Origin of the sequence: Mycolicibacterium mageritense (assembly GCF_010727475.1) — a bacterium.
Lineage (GTDB): Bacteria > Actinomycetota > Actinomycetes > Mycobacteriales > Mycobacteriaceae > Mycobacterium > Mycobacterium mageritense.
This window is the reverse complement of sequence record NZ_AP022567.1, coordinates 6233464-6249689: the sequence shown is the minus strand read 5'-3', so window position 1 is coordinate 6249689 and position 16226 is coordinate 6233464. Positions and strand designations below refer to the sequence as shown.

Sequence of the window (16226 nt, the reverse complement as noted above, 5' to 3'; positions counted from 1 at the left end):
CGGCCGGTCGTGGGCCGTGCGGAGGGGCCCGGGTCAGGGTTGCGCCGACCGTGCGTCGCGGGTTCAGGGTTGCCATCGGATTCTGCGGTACGAGTTGGATCGCGAGTTTTTCTCGACGGGAACGCTTGTGGAGGGACTGCGGTAAAACCCTTCCGCCGACGACGATTTCGCCAGACGCGGCCTCCACCTGCCCGGTCAGGGCCCGACCAAGCGTCGTCTTGCCCGCGCCCGAATTTCCCATGAGCGCGATCGCGGTGCCCGCCCGACACGACAAACTCGCGTCGTCGAGAACCCGGTGCTCACCGAACGCCACGGTCAGCCCGTTGACGCGCAGGATCTCTGAACCCTCGTCAGGCCGCTCGGCCTTCAGACGCGCGGGGGTGGCCGAAACTTGTTCGCCGAGTTCGATCATGCGGTCCGTGACCGCCGCGGCGGCTTCGACAGAGTGGGTCGTGACAAGGATCGCCACATCTCGCTCGGCCGCCCACCCCCGAATGATCTCGGTGATGTCGCGTTGCAGCGCGGCATGCAGCCCCGCGAACGGCTCGTCGAGCAGCAACACCGGTGTCAGTCGCGACATGGCCCGTGCCAGCGCGACCCGCCGCTGCTGTCCTCCCGAGAGTCTGGCAGCGCGACGCCTGGCCAGGTCGCCGTCCAGTTGCATCACCTCGAGAAGGGCGGGCACCGACGGCGCGCCGGGTCGCGCCAGCTCGGTCAGCAGATCGCTTACTGTCGCAGCGGGATTGAGCGCCGACCCGGGATCCTGGCCGACGTAGGCCACGCGATCCCGGCGGAAATGCCGAAGTTGCCCGCGGCCGAGCGCCGCCACCTCCACGCCGTCGACGTATGGGCCACCAGACAGCCTCACCCCTGTCGGCAGGTCGCCCACGAGGCTGCGGCACACCAGCGATTTGCCACCGCCGGACGGCGCGACCAGCGCCGTGACCGTCCCGCCCGCCAGGTCGAGGTCGACCGGGCCCGCCAGCACGTTTCCCGATGCCGCGGTGACCGTGAGACCGCGAGCCCTGACCCGACTCATCGCGGCGCCCCGGGTTCCGATCGACCACCGAGAACCGCGACGTTGACCGCCACCGCAAGAATGGCGATCGCCAATCCGGGGCCTACGACGGCCGCCGGGTTGAGCAGCACTCCGGACGCGTTCTCGCGCACCATCACAGCCCAGTTCGCCGACCCGACGGACGGGACGAGTTGCAGGAAGGCCGCGGTGCTCACCACGTAGATCGCCTCGACATACCGCAGGCCCAACTGGGTCGCGATGGTGTCACGCAAGTTCGGCAGCACTTCGGCGAACACCAGATACGGCAGCCGTTCCCCGGCCGCCTCCGCCACCTGGACGTACCCGCCGGCCACCACCGGCGCGGCCGCGCCGGCAAGCACACGTGTGGTGTAAGGGATGCCGACCAGCACCGCGAGCGCGATGAGTGCCCACAGTCCACCGTCCGGCCAGGACACCAGCACCAGCAGCATGAGCAGCACCGGCGGCACCAGCATGGTGGCGTCGGTCGCCCAACTGACGGCGGCGGCGAGTTTGGGTCGCAGCGCGGCCACGGCACCGAGTGCCGCCGAAAACGCCGTCACCCCAACGGCGATCACCGCCGCGACGAGCGCCAGGGTCCAGCCGCCGCTGACCAGTTTGGCCAGCACGTCTTGGCTGCGCGCGTCGGTTCCGAGCCAATGCGACGCGGACGGGGCAGCGAACGGCACACCCCCACCCGTCACGTCGGGTGCCACCAGCCGGCCGAGCGCCACCAGCGCGAGCACCACGACGGCGGGCACTACCGGCAACCATCGGCGCCGGGTCATGAGATGCGCGCCCTCGACCAGTCGCGCACAACGTCGGCGACGAACAGCAGCACCAGGATCACCACACCCGTACCGGCGACCACCGCTGCGACGACGTTGACGTCCCGGGTTCCGACCGATCCCGCCAGCACAGCTCCGACACCTGGGAAATTGAACAGCGACTCCACGACCACGGACCCGCCGACGATCATCCCCACCGTGGTGGCCAGCGAAGCGATCATGGTCGGCAGAGCCCGTGGCACGATGTACCGCAGAAACAGCGCCGTCTCACCGACGCCGTCGACCTCGGCGGCGTGGACATGCGGCGTCGCCCGCGCCTCGTCAATTGCCGCGACGAAAACCCGTGCATTCCAGGCGATCTGAGGTAATGCAAGGGCGACTACCGGCAACACGTACATCGAGGCATTGCGCGGGGCACCGGAGGAATCCTGCACAGTCACCGCGGGCAGCACGTCCAGTACGAGCGCGAACACCAGGATCGCGAGCGTCGCGACGACGAATTCGGGCAGCGCGATCACGACAATCGTGGCCACCGACAAGACGCGTTGCACGCCCGGCGGGCCGCCGCTGCTCCACCACACGGCAAGCGCGCTCGCGCCGACCACGGTGACGAGCATCGAAACACCCATGAGGATCAACGAGTTCGGAAGTTTGGCCGCGAGCAGGGCGCCGACGGGCTCACCACGCAGAGTGGTGCCGAAATCGCCCTGCGCAAGTCCGGACAGCCACTCCCAGAATCGGAACGGGACCGCCCGGTCCAGTCCGAGTTCCTGCGTGCGGGCATGCACCTCGGCTTCGGTGGCGTCGCGGCCCAGCACAGCGCGCACACCGTTGCCCGGCAGCAGCGCCATGGCCGCCGTCACCCCGAACAACACCACCAGAAGCATGGCGACACGGTTGAGCAGGTCGGCGGCCATCCGGCCGCCGCGCTTCACGATTCGATCCACGTGCGCTCGAGTTGGGCCCGGCCCCATCCCGGGAGTTCCGGGAGGTTACGGACGGTTGACCGGGCGACATCGAGCCCGTCGGCCATCCCCCACAGCACGTAACCGCCCTCGTCGAACTGGATCTGCTGAAGATCCGCGCTGGCATCGCGGTAGGCGGCAGAGTCGGGAGCGGCCGCGAGACCGGCCCGGTAGGCGACGTCGAATCCGGGATGCTTGAACGCGGTTTCGTTGCTGGTGGATTCGGAGTTCAGCACCTTGCTGGCGAAGAACATCACCGAATCGTTGGTCGGCCAGCTCGCGGTCGCCAGCGGCGCCGACGGCTTCGCCCAGTAGTTGTCGTAGAAATCCGCCGATTCCTTGATCTCGACGGCGATCTGCAATCCGATGTCCCGCAACTGGGCGGCGAACAACTGGGCGGCCTCGACTTCGTTGAACACCTCCCGCTTGGTGATCAGCGGATAGCTTCGGCCCGTATCGAAACCGGACTCGGTCAACAGCTTCCGCGCGCGGCTGACATCCCGGTTCCGCTGCGGTCGTTGCGCATACGTGGGGTCGCCGGTGCCAAGGACGTCATTGCCGACGCTGCCGTAGCCCGACAGGATCTGCTCGACCATCGCCTGGCGGTCGACACCGAGCCGGATGGCCTCCCGCACCCTTGGGTCGGTGAACGGTCCGTCGGACGTTCGGATCGCGATCGGCATCGACAGGTCGTTGGGGCGGCGGACGAGGATGAGATCGCCTCTGCCGGAGGCACTGCGGGCAGCCAGTGGACCGACGCTCGACGCCACGTCGATCTGACCACTCAGGATGGCGTTGGCCATCGCATCGGTGGACTCGAACCTTGTCACGATGACGCGATCCAGCAGCGGTTTACCGCCGTGCCAGTTGTCGTTGCGCACCAGCGTGGCACTGCCGTCGCGGTAGCTGTCGCGTTCCATCCGGAACGGCCCGGTCCCGACGAAACCCGAACGGTCGGTGCTGCCTTCCTTGACGGTGAAGGTCATCAGGCGCAGCAACAACGGCAACTGACTGTTGGGGGTCGGGGTCCGCAGGGTCACCGCGTTCGGCCCCGACGGGCGGATCGAATCCAGGTCGACGGGCACCTTCCACGGCGTGAGCCCGCCGAGTGTCTTGAGCGACCACACGACGTCGGCGGGGCGAACGGGACTGCCGTCGTGGAAGGTCGCGCCGTCCACGAGCGTGAAGGTCCACGTCTGCTGCCGTGCGTCGGCCGACCACGAAGCAGCCAGCCGGGGAGCCACATTCGGCGATTTCGCGGGGACCGTGAGCGGGTCGTAGACCAGCGACATGATCAGCATGTCGGAATCGTTGGAGAGCAGCCCGAACGGATCGGACACCACGTTGGATGCCTGACCGAGCGCGCCCACCCGCAACGTGCCGCCGGGTTTCGGCTCTCCCCCGCCGGCTGCCGGAACGCTGTCGTTGGCGCCGCACGCAGCGAGAGCCGCGGCGGCGCCCAAGCCGAGCGAACCCCCGAGGAACATCCTTCGGTTGAACTCCGCCACAGAGTTGCCCCCTTCTCCCGACGCTGAACAGCTTAAGGTTCGCCTAACCTTCGCATGGGGATCGGGTGATTCGCCGGCGCCACGGTGGGCGATACGGTGTGTTCGATGACGGCCGCTGCGACAGGACGCGAACTCACCCGGCTGGCCGGGCCGATCGCGTTGACACAACTGGCACAGGTCGCACTGACCACGTCCGATCTGGTGATGATGGGGCCGCTCGGCGTCGCCGCACTGGCCGCGGGCGGCCTGTCGATCACGCTGTTCAACCAGCTGCGCACGATGGGCGTCGGGCTTCTGACCTCGGTGGGCAACCTGGTCTCGTCCGCCGCAGGCCGCGCCGAACGGCAGCAAGCCACGGGTGAGGCGGCCGTCGCCGATGTCCGTGATCTGGTGCGTGCCGGCCTCCTGGTGGCCACCGCCGCTGGAACCGTGGGCGGCCTGGTTCTGGTCGGGCTCGGGTACGTGCTGCGGTGGTTCGGGCAGGATGCCGCGGTCCTCGATGACACACTGCCGATGCTCGTGGCATTGGCGCCCGGGCTCGTTCCGTGCCTGTGGTTCCAGGTCATTCGGCAGTTCACAGTGGGGATGCGCAAGCCGAAGGCGCTTCTGCTGATCACGTTGGCGTCGGTCGTGGTCAACATCGTGCTCAACGCGGCCTTCGCCTATGGTCCGGGTCCGCTTCCCGAGCTGGGGCTCCCGGGCATCGGCTTCGCAACGTCGGTCGTCTATCTCCTCACCTTCGTGGCGTTCGCCGCGATGGTGCGCTCCGACCCCGAGCTGTCGCCGTACTTCAGCATCGCGATGCACCGCGCCCCTGCGGCCGCAGTCCGCCGGATCCTGCGGCTGGGTTTCCCGATCGCGGGCACGTACGGCAGCGAAGCGGGTCTGTTCTCGGTCACCGCGATCGTGATCGGGACATTCGGGGCGCCCGCCCTGGCTGCCCACGTGGTGGTGAACCAATTGAGCTACATCGTGTTCCAGGTCTCGGTCGGCATCTCGCACGCCGCATCCATTCTGGTCAGCCGGCTGGTCGAACTCGGCGAAACGGCGCGGACCCGCATGGTCGCATGGTTGGCCTACGGGCAGGGCGCATGCGTCGCCGGCGTCGTCGCACTGGTCTACGCCACGATTCCCGAGTCACTACTGGGACTGTTCATGGACACCGGTGACCGGTCCGCAGTCGGGGTCGCGCTGGCGCTGCTGGTGGTGGCGGCGTTCCAGCAGTTCGTCGACTCGGCACAGAACATCGGAATCGGACTGCTCCGCGGCCTCCATGACACCTCGTCGAGCTTGTGGATCACACTCCTGGGCTATTGGGCGGTCGGGCTACCCGTCGGGCTGTTGCTCGCCTACGTCGCAGACCTCAAGACCGTCGGCATGTGGCTCGGACTGTCGGCAGGATTGACCACCGCGGCCGGCCTGCTCTTGCTGACCTTCCGGCGCAGGCTTGCCGACGCGATAGCGGTCTGATCGGCCGGGCTAACCGCTGTTGCGCAGCGCGGTGGCCAGCCCGCTCATGGTCAGCAGGATGCCGCGCTGCACCAACTCGTCGGTGTCCCCCGCGCGGTACCTGCGCAGCAGCTCGACCTGCAGGTGATTGAGCGGCTCAAGGTACGGGAAGCGGTTGAACACCGACCGCGCGAGCGCGGGATTGTCTGCCAGCAGGTCGTCCTGGCCCGTGATGAGCCGGTGCATCGCGATGGTGCGGTCGTACTCGGCAACGATCTTGTCGAAGACCCGGGCCCGCAGTTCTTCGTCGTCGACCAGTTCGGAATACCGCGCGGCCAGCCCCATGTCGGCCTTCGCCAGCACCTGGGCCATGTTCGACAGCACGGTGGCGAAGAACGGCCAGCGACGATAGAGATCCTGCAGTATTTCGAGCCGGCCGTCGCCGTCGGCGATCCAGTCCGCGAACGCCGTTCCGGTGCCGTACCAGCCGGGCAGCATCACCCGTGACTGGCTCCAGGCCAGCACCCATGGGATGGCGCGCAGGTCCGCGATCGAGGTGGTGGGTTTACGCGAGGTCGGCCTGCTGCCGATGTTGAGCGCACCGATCTCGCTGACCGGAGTGGAGGCCTTGAAGTATTCGACGAATCCCGTTGTCTCGTGCACAAGTTCGGCGTACGCGCGTTGAGCCCGCGCGGCCAGCTCGTCGAGCACCTCGTACGCACTCTCGGCGAGGTCACCCAACCCTTCCATGTCGAGCAGAGTGGATTCGAGGGTCGCGGCCAGCAGGGTCTCCAGGTTGCGATGGGCGATGCGCGGCTCCGCGTACTTGGCGGCGATCACCTCACCCTGCTCGGTGATCCGCAGCGAGCCCTTCACGGCGCCGGGTGGCTGCGCGAGGATCGCGTCGTAGCTCGGGCCGCCACCGCGGCCGACCGTGCCACCGCGACCGTGGAAGAGCCGCAACCGGATTCCGGTCTTCCGGGCCGATTCGACCAGGTCGAGTTCGGCCCGGTAGAGCGCCCAGTTGGCGGCCAGGTATCCGCCGTCCTTGTTGGAGTCGGAGTAGCCCAGCATCACTTCCTGGTGGTCGCCGCGTGCGGTGACCATCGCCCGGTACTCGGGCAGGGCCAGCGCGGCCTCCAAGATCGCCGAACCCCGCTGCAGATCGTCGATCGTCTCGAACAACGGCACGATTCCGACGGGACAGTGCGCCTTCGGAACATCGAGCAGCCCGGCCTCTTTGAGCAGTACCGCGGCTTCGAGCAGATCCGAGACCGACTGGCACATCGAGATGATGTAGTTGGGCACGGCCTGCGGCCCGAAGACCTTGACCGCACGCGCCGCGGCGGCCACGATGGCCAGCTCTTTGCGCGCCAGATCCGATAGCTCGGCCTGGTCACCGATCAGCGGCCGCCGCACGGCGATCTCGGCCGCCAGCAGCGCGACCCGCTCGTCCTCGGGCAGCGATGCGTAGTCGGGATGGACGCCGGCCCAGGCCAGCAGTTCGGCGACGACCTGCTCGTGCACCTCCGAGTTCTGCCGCATGTCGAGCCCGGACAGATGAAACCCGAAGACGCGCACCGCTTCCCGCAGCCGGGCCAGCCGGTCGTCGGCGAGCACCGCGCTGCCGTTGCCGCGCAACGAAGCGTCGACGACGTCGAGATCGGCCAGCAGTTCGGCCGGTGTCCCGTATGCCGGCAGGCCGAGGTCGAGTTCGTGTTCGGGCTGCTCGTCGAGGATCTGCAGCGCCGTCGAGGTCAATCTCGAATGGATGACCCGGAGCGCACGGCGGTAGGGCTCGTCGGCTCGCGCCGGTTCGTTGCAGGTGGCCGCGAGCGCGTCGAGTTCCGGGGTGACGCGCACGAGCCGCGCCGACATCGACAGCTCCTCTTCGAGCGCGGTGATCTGTTCGAAGTAATGCGCGAACGCGGTGTAGGCGGCCCGACCGGTGGCCAACCGCACCACATCGGCGGTCACGTTGGGATTGCCGTCGCGATCACCGCCGATCCACGAACCCGGGCGCAGGATCGGCTCTCGGAGCAGCCCCGCATCAGGCCAGCGGGCCTGCAGTGCACTGCGGACCTCGGCGTTCACCTGCGGGATGACCTCGAAGAACGCAGCCGGGTAGTACCGGAGGCCGGTTTCGATCTCGTCGGAGATCTTCAACCGGGACAGCCGTACCAGAGCGGTCTGCCACAGCGTGAGGATGTGGCGGCGCAGCTCGGTCTCGATGTCCCGGCCGTCCGGCGTGTGGGTCTGCCCGTGCATCCGCAGACGCATCAGCTCGGTGATGCGGTGCTGGGTGTCGAATACGGTGCGGCGCCGGGTTTCGGTGGGGTGTGCGGTGATGACCGGTGACACCAGCGCGCCCGCGAGCGCATCGGCGACCGCACGCGGTTCGAGATCGGCGCCGTCGAGCTTGCGGTACGTGGCGGCCAGGCTGCTGTCCTGCGGGGACTCCCCGGCCGCGACGTGCACCGCGCGACGCCGTTCCCGGTGGATGTCCTCGGCTACGTTGGCCAACAGCGCGAAATGCGTGAACGCCCGGATGACGGGAATGGCCTCGTGTACATCGACGTCACGGAACAGGCCTGCCAGTTCGGCTCGATCGATCTCGGAGCGGCGGACCCGGAAGGACTCCACGCGTGCGCGCTCGACGAGATCGAACACGTCCTCGCCGTTCTGGACGCGGATGGTGTCACCGAGGATCGCACCGAGCAGGCGGATGTCCTCACGCATCGGTTCGGTGGCTTCGCGTCCGACGTGGGTGCGATACACCGAGCCGATCGGCGCCAGCGTGGTGTCGGTCCTGTCAACCATTGCTTCAGTATCGGTGCCGCATGAGCGTGCCGCACGGCGGCCGGCAGCTCCGCCGGCTCGCGAGGTGGGTGGGCGGCTAGCTGTACTTGATCAGCAGCGCGACGCCGACGATCGACACCAGCCAGATGCCGGTGACGAACAGCGTGAGCCGGTCGAGGTTCTTCTCGACCACGGTGGAGCCGGACAGGCTGGACTGAACCCCGCCGCCGAACAGGGTGGACAGACCGCCGCCCTTGGCCCGGTGCAGCAGGACCAGGAGCACGACCAGCACACTGGTCACGACCAGGGTAATCTGCAGCGCCAATTCCATGGCCGCAAGACTACCTGGTCAGACCACGTGCTTTCCGCCCGGGGTTACGGCAGCGGCCCACCGGCGGCGATGGCCGACAACGTCGCGAACTGCTCGCCGTCGAGCGACGCACCGCCGACGAGGGCACCGTCGACGTCGCCCTGCGCCACGATTTCACCGACGTTCTTGGCGTTGACCGAACCGCCGTAGAGCACCCGGACCCCGGCCGCCAGCTCGGGCGACGAGAGGTTGCCGAGCTCGTCGCGGATGGCCTTGCAGACCTCCTGCGCGTCGGCCGCGCTGGCCACCCGGCCCGTGCCGATGGCCCACACCGGCTCGTAGGCGATGACGGCCTGGCCGATCTGCTCTTTGCTCAGCCCGGCCAGTGATCCGCGCAGCGAGTTCACGTTGTACTCGACGTGGTTGCCGGCCTCGCGCACCTCGAGCTGCTCGCCGATGCAGATGATGGGTGTGATGCCGTGCTTGAACGCGGCGGCGGCCTTGGCGGCCACCAGCGCGTCGTCCTCGTGGTGGTACGTGCGCCGCTCGGAGTGCCCGACGACGACGAAGCTGCAGCCCAGCTTCGCCAGGAACGCGCCGCTGATGTCACCGGTGAAGGCACCGGAGTCGTGCTGCGACAGATCCTGCGCGCCGTAGGTCAGCCGCAGCTTGTCCCCGTCGACCAGCGTCTGCACACTGCGCAGGTCGGTGAACGGCGGGATGACCGTGACGTCGACCTTGTCGAAGTACTTGTCCGGCAAGGCAAATGCGATCTTCTGCACCAGCGCGATGGCCTCGAAGTGGTTGAGGTTCATCTTCCAGTTGCCGGCGATCAGCGGCTTACGCGCCATATGTCAGGACTCCAGGATTTCGATACCGGGCAGGGTTTTGCCCTCAAGGTATTCCAGCGACGCTCCGCCGCCGGTGGAAATGTGTGAAAAACCGTCCTCGGGCAAACCGAGCTGGCGCACGGCCGCCGCCGAATCGCCGCCGCCGACCACGCTGAACGCACCCTTTTCGGTGGCACCGATGATGGCTTCGGCGACGCCCTTTGTGCCCGCCGAGAAGGCTGGGAACTCGAAGACACCCATCGGGCCGTTCCAGAACACGGTCTTGGCGTTCGACAGCAGCGCCGTGAACCGCTTGACCGATTCGGGGCCGATGTCGAGGCCCATCTTGCCGTCCGGGATGCGGTCCGAGGCCACGGTCTCCGGCTCCGCGTCGGCGGCGAACTTGTCGGCCACCACGATGTCGACGGGCAGGTGGATGACGTCGGCGTAGGTGTCCAGCAGGCGCTTGCAGGTGTCGATCATCTCCTCCTGCAAAAGCGAGGTTCCCACCGAAACTCCTTGCGCGGCAAGGAAGGTGAAGCACATGCCACCGCCGATGATCAGGCTGTCGGCCTTGGTGGCGAGGTTCTCGATGACCGCGAGCTTGTCGGACACCTTGGAGCCGCCGAGCACCACGGCGTAGGGCCGCTCGGTCGAGCTCGTCAGTTGCTCCAGCACCTTGACCTCGGCGTCCACCAGCGTGCCCGCGTAGTGCGGCAGCAGGGTCGCCACGTCGTACACGGACGCCTGCTTGCGGTGCACGACGCCGAAGCCGTCGGAGACGAAGGCGCCCGGCGAACCGTCGGCCCCCTCGATCAGACCGGCCAGCGCCTTGGCCAGGGCCAGCCGCTCGGCGTCGTCCTTGCTGGTCTCGCGCGGGTCGAACCGGACGTTCTCCAGCAACAACACGTCGCCGTCGGTCAGGCCCTCGGCGCGCGCCAGCGCGTCGGTGCCGACGACGTCACCGGCGAGCTGCACGTGACGGCCGAGCTTCTCCCCCAGCGCTGCGGCAACCGGGGCCAGCGAGAACTTGGGATCCGGCCCACCCTTGGGGCGCCCGAGGTGCGCGGTCACGACAACCTTGGCGCCGGCTTCGGCCAGCGCCTGCAGCGTCGGGACCGACGCGATGATGCGGCCCGGGTCAGTGATGTTGCCGTCGTCGTCGAGGGGAACGTTGAGGTCGGAGCGGACCAAAACGCCCCGACCTTCCACGCCCTCGGCTAACAGGTCAGAAAGGGTCGCGACAGCCATGAGGGCTAGAGCGACTTGCCGACGAGCGCGACCAGATCGGCGAGGCGGTTGGAGTAGCCCCACTCGTTGTCGTACCAGGAGACGACCTTGGCCTGGTTGTCGATGACCTTGGTCAGCCCCGAGTCGAACAGCGAGCTGTGCGGGTCGGTCACGATGTCGCTCGACACGATCGGCGCGTCGTAGTACTTCAGGATGCCCTTGAGCGGGCCCTCGGCCGCGGCCTGGAACGCGGCGTTGATCTCGGCGACCGTGGCCGACTTGGTCAACTCGGCGGTCAGGTCGGTGACCGAACCCGTGGGGATCGGCACGCGCAGGGCGTAGCCGTCCAGCTTGCCCTTGAGCTCGGGCAGCACCAGGCCGATGGCCTTGGCGGCACCGGTCGACGTCGGCACGATGTTGAGCGCGGCCGCGCGGGCACGGCGCAGATCCTTGTGCGGGCCGTCCTGCAGATTCTGATCCTGCGTGTAGGCGTGGATGGTGGTCATCAGGCCCTTGACGATGCCGAACTCGTCGTTGAGCACCTTGGCCAGCGGGCCGAGGCAGTTGGTGGTGCACGACGCGTTCGAGATGATGTTCTGGCTGCCGTCGTACTTGTCTTCGTTGACGCCCAGCACGATGGTGATGTCCTCATCGGTGGCTGGCGCGGAGATGATGACCTTCTTGGCGCCCGCGTCGAGGTGGCCCTTGGCCTTGGCGGCGTTGGTGAAGATGCCGGTCGACTCGACGACGACGTCGACACCCAGGTCACCCCACGGCAGGGCGGCGGGCCCTTCCTTGACTTCGAGCGACTTGATCTTGGTGTCGCCGATGACGATGGTGTCGTCACCCTCCAGGCTGACATCCTGGGGCAGGCGGCCCAGGATCGAGTCGAACTTCAGCAGGTGGGCCAGGGTGGCGTTGTCGGTGAGGTCGTTGACGGCCACGATCTCGATGTCGGTGTTCTTGCCCTCGGCCTTCTGAGTTGCCAGGGCGCGGTAGAAGTTGCGCCCGATGCGGCCGAAGCCGTTAACGCCTACCCGGATGGTCACGTGTTTCTCCTTAGTGTCTGAGGGGAAAGTCGCCGGTTACTGCTCGATGGCCAGCCTAGTGGTGTGGGTGCCACTGCGTGCGGCCTGGTCAGATGGGCGGTCAAAGCCCGGCCAGATGCTGGTCGGTGAACGGGTTGCCGAGCCATTTCCGGCGAATCTGCTGCAGTGTGCCGTCGGCCTCCAAATCGGCCTGGGCAGCGGTGATCCCGTCGAGCAACGCGGTGGCTCTCGGCGCCACCGCGATCGCGATCTCCTCGATGGAGAGCTTGCGCTGCACCACGTCGACACCCGCGGGCAGCGCCTTGACGAGTTCGGTGAGCACCGGGGCGAGCTTGATGACGGCGTCGCAGCCACCCGTGCTGAGGTCGTGCAGCGCCTCCCGGATGGCACCGTAGCCGTACACCCGGACCCGGCCGGCGCGGCCCTCGGCCACAAGGCGCTCGGCGATCGGCCGGCTGGTGTTGTCGTGCTGCACGCCGATGGTCAGCCCGGCGAGATCGTCGACGGACCGCACGTGTGGCAACCGGTTGGTGTCGACCGCGAGGCCCTGCCCCGAGATCAGGTACGGCGGCACGAACGCGGCCTTGCGCTGCCGCTCCGGGGTCACCGTGGTGCCCGCGATCACGCAGTCGTACGAACCGGCGGAGAGGCCGTCGAAGATCCCCTCGAAGTCGTCGCCCGGGTACTCGACGAGTTGCAGTGTGCGATCGAGCTTCTCGGCGATCGCGGCGATCAGGTCGAGATCCAGTCCCCCGGCCGGCATGCTGTTGAACGGCGGATCCGGCACGGCGATACCTGCCCGCAGGGTGCTCATGGGCTCACGGTAGCCCGGTCGCGCCCTACTGACGATGCTTCGGCAGCTCGGCCGTCGGATCGTCGTATGAGGCGCCCACCGCGACCGGCTCGCGCCGCGACGGGACCGCCCGCTGATGTTGCCGCAGGCGCAGCACGTTCATGGGCCACCAGAACCACCGGCCGAGCAGCGTCGCTGTCGCGGGCATCATGAACGACCGCACCACGAGCGTGTCGAACATCAGGCCCAGCCCGATCGTGGTGCCCACCTGGCCCAGTACCCGCAGGTCGCTGACCACCATCGCCGCCATGGTCAGCGCGAACACCATGCCCGCGGCCGTCACCACACTCCCGGTGCCGCCCATGGCGCGGATGATGCCGGTCTTCAACCCGCCGGGTATCTCCTCCTTGAACCGCGACACCAACAGCAGGTTGTAATCCGAACCGACCGCCAGCAGCACGATCACCGACATCGCGAGCACCATCCAGTGCAGGTCGATCCCGACGATGTACTGCCAGATCAGCACCGACAGGCCGAAGGAGGCGCCCAGCGACAGCAGCACCGTGCCGACGATCACCATCGAGGCCACCAGGGCACGCGTGATCAGCAGCATGATCAGGAAGATCAGGCACAACGACGCGATGCCCGCGATCAGCAGGTCGTATTTCGAGCCGTCGGCCATGTCCTTGAACGTCGCGGCGGTGCCGCCCAGCGAAATCCGGGCGTCCTCAAGGGGTGTGGCCTTGACGGCCTCGATCGCCGCGACCTTGATGGGCTCGACCCGGGCCAGCGCCTCGGGCGTCGAGGACTCGCCGCGGTGCGAGATGATCATCCGGATCGACTTGCCGTCCGGCGACAGGAACGATTCCATGCCGCGCTTGAAGTCGGGGTTGTCGAAAACCTCGGGCGGCAGATAGAACGAATCGTCGTTCTTGGCGGTGTCGAAGGCCTTGCCCATCGCGGTCGAGTCCTTGCTCAACTCGTCCATCTGGTTGTAGAAGCCCGACATGGTGGCGTACGTGGTCAGCATCATCTGCTGCATGCTTTCCATGGTCTCGATCATCGGACCGAACTGCGCGAGCATCTGCGGCATCAGCGCGTCCATCTGGCCCATGTTGACCATCATCTTGTCCATCGTGTCGGTCATCTCGTCGATGCCGTCGATGGTGTCGAACACCGAGCGCATCGAGTGACACACCGGGATGTCGAAGCAGTGCGGCTCCCAGTAGAAGTAATTGCGGATGGGGCGGAAGAAATCGTCGAAATCGGCGATGTTGTCCCGCATTTCGTGCACGGTGCCCTGCAGCTGGGTCATCTGGCCGACCATGTCGTGTGTGACCCCGGTGAGCTGGGTCATCAACCCGTACATGGTCTTCATGGTCGCGACCGTCTTCCCCATCTCGTCGGCCTGCGTCTTCATGTCGGCCATGCGGTCCTTCATGAGCTTCATGTTCTGCATCTGGCCGACGCCCTGCATGCTGATGAGGAACGGGATCGAGGTGTGCTCGATGGGGGTGCCCTCGGGCCGCGTGATGGTCTGCACGCGCGCGATGCCGGGAACCCGGAAGACCGCCTTGGCTACCTTGTCGATGACGAGGAAATCGGCCGAGTTGCGCAGGTCGTGATCGGCCTCGATGAGCAGCACCTCGGGGTTCATCCTGGCCTGGCTGAAGTGTCGGTCGGCGGCTTGGAAGCCCTCGTTGGCGGGGATGTTCTGCGGGATGTACTTGCGGTCGTCGTAACTGGTCTGGTAGCCGGGCAGCGCCGCAAGGCCGATCATCGCGAGCGCGAACGTCGCCGCGAGGATGGGCCCCGGCCAGCGGACCACCGCGGTGCCGATCCGCCGCCACGCGCGAATTCGCATGGCGCGCTTGGGTTCGAACAGGCCGAACCGGCTGCCGATGGTCACGATCGCCGGCCCGAGTGTGAGGGCGACGAGCACGCCGGCGACGATGCCGACCGCGCTGGGCACGCCGAGGGTCTGGAAGTACGGCATCCGGGTGAAGGTGAGGCAGTACGTGGCCCCCGCGATCGTCAGACCCGAGCCCAGCACGACATGTGCTGTGCCGTGGAACATCTCGTAATAGGCGGCGTCTTTGTCGAGGCCTTTGGTGCGGGCCTCCTGATAGCGGCCGATGAGGAATATCGCGTAGTCGGTGCCCGCCGCGATCGACAGCGACACCAGCATGTTCACCGCGAAGGTCGACAGGCCGATGATGTGGTGGTGCGCGAGCAGCGCGACGACGCCGCGCGCCACCGCGAGTTGGACGCCGACCATCGCCAGCAGCAGCACGACCGTGATGATCGACCGGTAGAAGAACAGCAGCATCGTGATGATCACCGCGAAGGTGAGCACCGTGATCTTGACCATGCTGCCGTCGCCGGCGTGGTTGAGGTCGGCCTGCAGCGCGGCGGGCCCGGTGACGAACACCTTGATCCCCGGCGGTGGGGGTAGCTCGTCGGTGATCGCGCGCACCGCGTCGATCGACTCGTTGGCCAGGGCCTCACCCATGTTTCCCGCGAGGTTGAGCTGCACGTAGACGGCCTTGCCGTCGGTGCTCTGCGCCGAGGCCTCGGTCAGTGGGTCGCCCCAGAAATCCTGAATGTGCTGAACGTGTTTGGTATCGGCCTTCAGCCGGTCCATCAACGAGTCGTAGTACGCGTGTGCGTCGTCGCCGAGTTCACCGTCGCCCTCGAGGACGATCATCGCGACGCTGTCGGAGTCGGATTCGCCGAACAGCCGGCCCATGTTGGTCATGGCCTGCATCGAGGGCGCATTGTGCGGGCTCAGTGACACCGCGTTCTCTTTGCCGACCTGTTCGAGCTGCGGCACGGTGACGTTCATCACCGCGACGACGGCCAGCCAGCCCAGGATGATCGGGATCGACAGCCGGCGGATCCACCGCGCGAGGAAGGTCGGTTGCGTGATGTCGCGGTGCGGGTGGGTGCTCATACGGACTTCGCAAAGCAGTAGATGTAGGCGGTCACGTCGTTCGCAGTCCGTTCGTCTTTGACTTCACCGTCGGAGGAGATGCGGCAGCCGATGAAATCGCCGGTGCCCTGCGCCAGCACGTTTCCCGTCATCGACGGCGCATTGGTGACGATCTCGATCGCCCACGGCAGGGTGACCCCGTTGACCTGATTCGGTTCGCCGTCGTCGTCGACGTAGTTGACGTCGGCGACCGCACCGGGCGGTCCGAAGACCTCGTAGACGACGCGTTTGGGGTCCGACACGTTCTTGGTGTCGTCGGACATGCTGCCGGCATAGGTGGGTAGCTGCTGGGAGCCGAAGATGCCGCGGACCTTCGCCACAGCGAATCCGCCGATGCCGATGACGCCCACCATCACCAGCGGTATCCACGCCCGCTTCAGGACTCTGAGAATTGTCGATTCCCCTTCAACTTAGGGTTGGCTGCCCAAAGATGCTAACGCACACGATGTGCGTAACGGTGGCTACCGCCGTTCGGAC

Annotated in this window: 12 protein-coding genes and 1 pseudogene; 1 reads left to right on the top strand and 12 read right to left on the bottom strand. The window is 67.1% G+C overall.

Annotated elements, in window-relative coordinates:
* Nucleotides 1-10: 10 nt before the first annotated feature.
* The 4 genes and pseudogenes from G6N67_RS30135 to G6N67_RS30120 form a co-directional block, all read right to left on the bottom strand.
* Nucleotides 11-1039 (bottom strand): annotated as a pseudogene (locus G6N67_RS30135) (ATP-binding cassette domain-containing protein); the annotation flags it as partial.
* Nucleotides 1036-1824 (bottom strand): ABC transporter permease subunit, encoded by a 789-nt coding sequence (locus G6N67_RS30130; protein ID WP_036441553.1) that lies wholly within the window; start codon nucleotides 1822-1824, stop codon nucleotides 1036-1038. The gene G6N67_RS30130 and the pseudogene G6N67_RS30135, both read right to left, overlap by 4 nt.
* On the bottom strand, nucleotides 1821-2771 hold the full coding sequence (locus G6N67_RS30125; protein WP_235684072.1) for an ABC transporter permease: 951 nt from the start codon (nucleotides 2769-2771) through the stop codon (nucleotides 1821-1823). Before G6N67_RS30125 ends, G6N67_RS30130 begins: the two co-directional genes overlap by 4 nt.
* On the bottom strand, nucleotides 2756-4297 hold the full coding sequence (locus G6N67_RS30120) for an ABC transporter substrate-binding protein (protein ID WP_235684071.1): 1542 nt from the start codon (nucleotides 4295-4297) through the stop codon (nucleotides 2756-2758). Before G6N67_RS30120 ends, G6N67_RS30125 begins: the two co-directional genes overlap by 16 nt.
* 105 nt (nucleotides 4298-4402) lie before the next feature.
* Between G6N67_RS30120 and G6N67_RS30115 the strand changes: the two genes are divergently transcribed.
* Nucleotides 4403-5767 (top strand): MATE family efflux transporter, encoded by a 1365-nt coding sequence (locus tag G6N67_RS30115; RefSeq protein WP_036441547.1) that lies wholly within the window; start codon nucleotides 4403-4405, stop codon nucleotides 5765-5767.
* Between the two features lie 9 nt (nucleotides 5768-5776).
* Here the strand turns inward: G6N67_RS30115 and ppc are convergent, their stop codons facing one another.
* The 8 genes from ppc to G6N67_RS30075 all read right to left on the bottom strand — a co-directional run bounded on the left by ppc (nucleotide 5777) and on the right by G6N67_RS30075 (nucleotide 16129).
* The gene (gene ppc / locus G6N67_RS30110; protein ID WP_036441544.1) at nucleotides 5777-8566 is read right to left on the bottom strand and encodes a phosphoenolpyruvate carboxylase; all 2790 of its coding nucleotides are present in this window, start codon (nucleotides 8564-8566) and stop codon (nucleotides 5777-5779) included.
* A 76-nt stretch (nucleotides 8567-8642) separates the two neighbouring features.
* The gene (secG, locus tag G6N67_RS30105; protein WP_019348649.1) at nucleotides 8643-8876 is read right to left on the bottom strand and encodes a preprotein translocase subunit SecG; all 234 of its coding nucleotides are present in this window, start codon (nucleotides 8874-8876) and stop codon (nucleotides 8643-8645) included.
* 44 nt (nucleotides 8877-8920) lie between these two features.
* Nucleotides 8921-9706 carry a triose-phosphate isomerase gene (gene tpiA, locus G6N67_RS30100; protein ID WP_036441536.1) on the bottom strand — a complete coding sequence of 262 codons (786 nt, stop codon included), beginning with the start codon at nucleotides 9704-9706 and terminating at the stop codon, nucleotides 8921-8923.
* Between the two features lie 3 nt (nucleotides 9707-9709).
* Nucleotides 9710-10936 carry a phosphoglycerate kinase gene (locus G6N67_RS30095; protein ID WP_036441533.1) on the bottom strand — a complete coding sequence of 409 codons (1227 nt, stop codon included), beginning with the start codon at nucleotides 10934-10936 and terminating at the stop codon, nucleotides 9710-9712.
* Nucleotides 10937-10941: 5 nt separating this feature from the next.
* The gene (gap, locus tag G6N67_RS30090) at nucleotides 10942-11964 is read right to left on the bottom strand and encodes a type I glyceraldehyde-3-phosphate dehydrogenase (protein ID WP_036429771.1); all 1023 of its coding nucleotides are present in this window, start codon (nucleotides 11962-11964) and stop codon (nucleotides 10942-10944) included.
* 100 nt (nucleotides 11965-12064) lie between these two features.
* A complete protein-coding gene (locus tag G6N67_RS30085) occupies nucleotides 12065-12778 on the bottom strand; it encodes an ABC transporter substrate-binding protein (protein ID WP_036441531.1) in 714 nt (237 codons plus the stop codon).
* A gap of 25 nt (nucleotides 12779-12803) precedes the next feature.
* Entirely contained in the window at nucleotides 12804-15710 is a 2907-nt protein-coding gene (locus G6N67_RS30080) for an MMPL/RND family transporter (protein WP_081812825.1), read from the bottom strand.
* Nucleotides 15707-16129 (bottom strand): MmpS family transport accessory protein, encoded by a 423-nt coding sequence (locus G6N67_RS30075; protein ID WP_110798692.1) that lies wholly within the window; start codon nucleotides 16127-16129, stop codon nucleotides 15707-15709. The genes G6N67_RS30080 and G6N67_RS30075 overlap by 4 nt, the downstream gene beginning before the upstream one ends.
* Nucleotides 16130-16226: the final 97 nt, after the last annotated feature.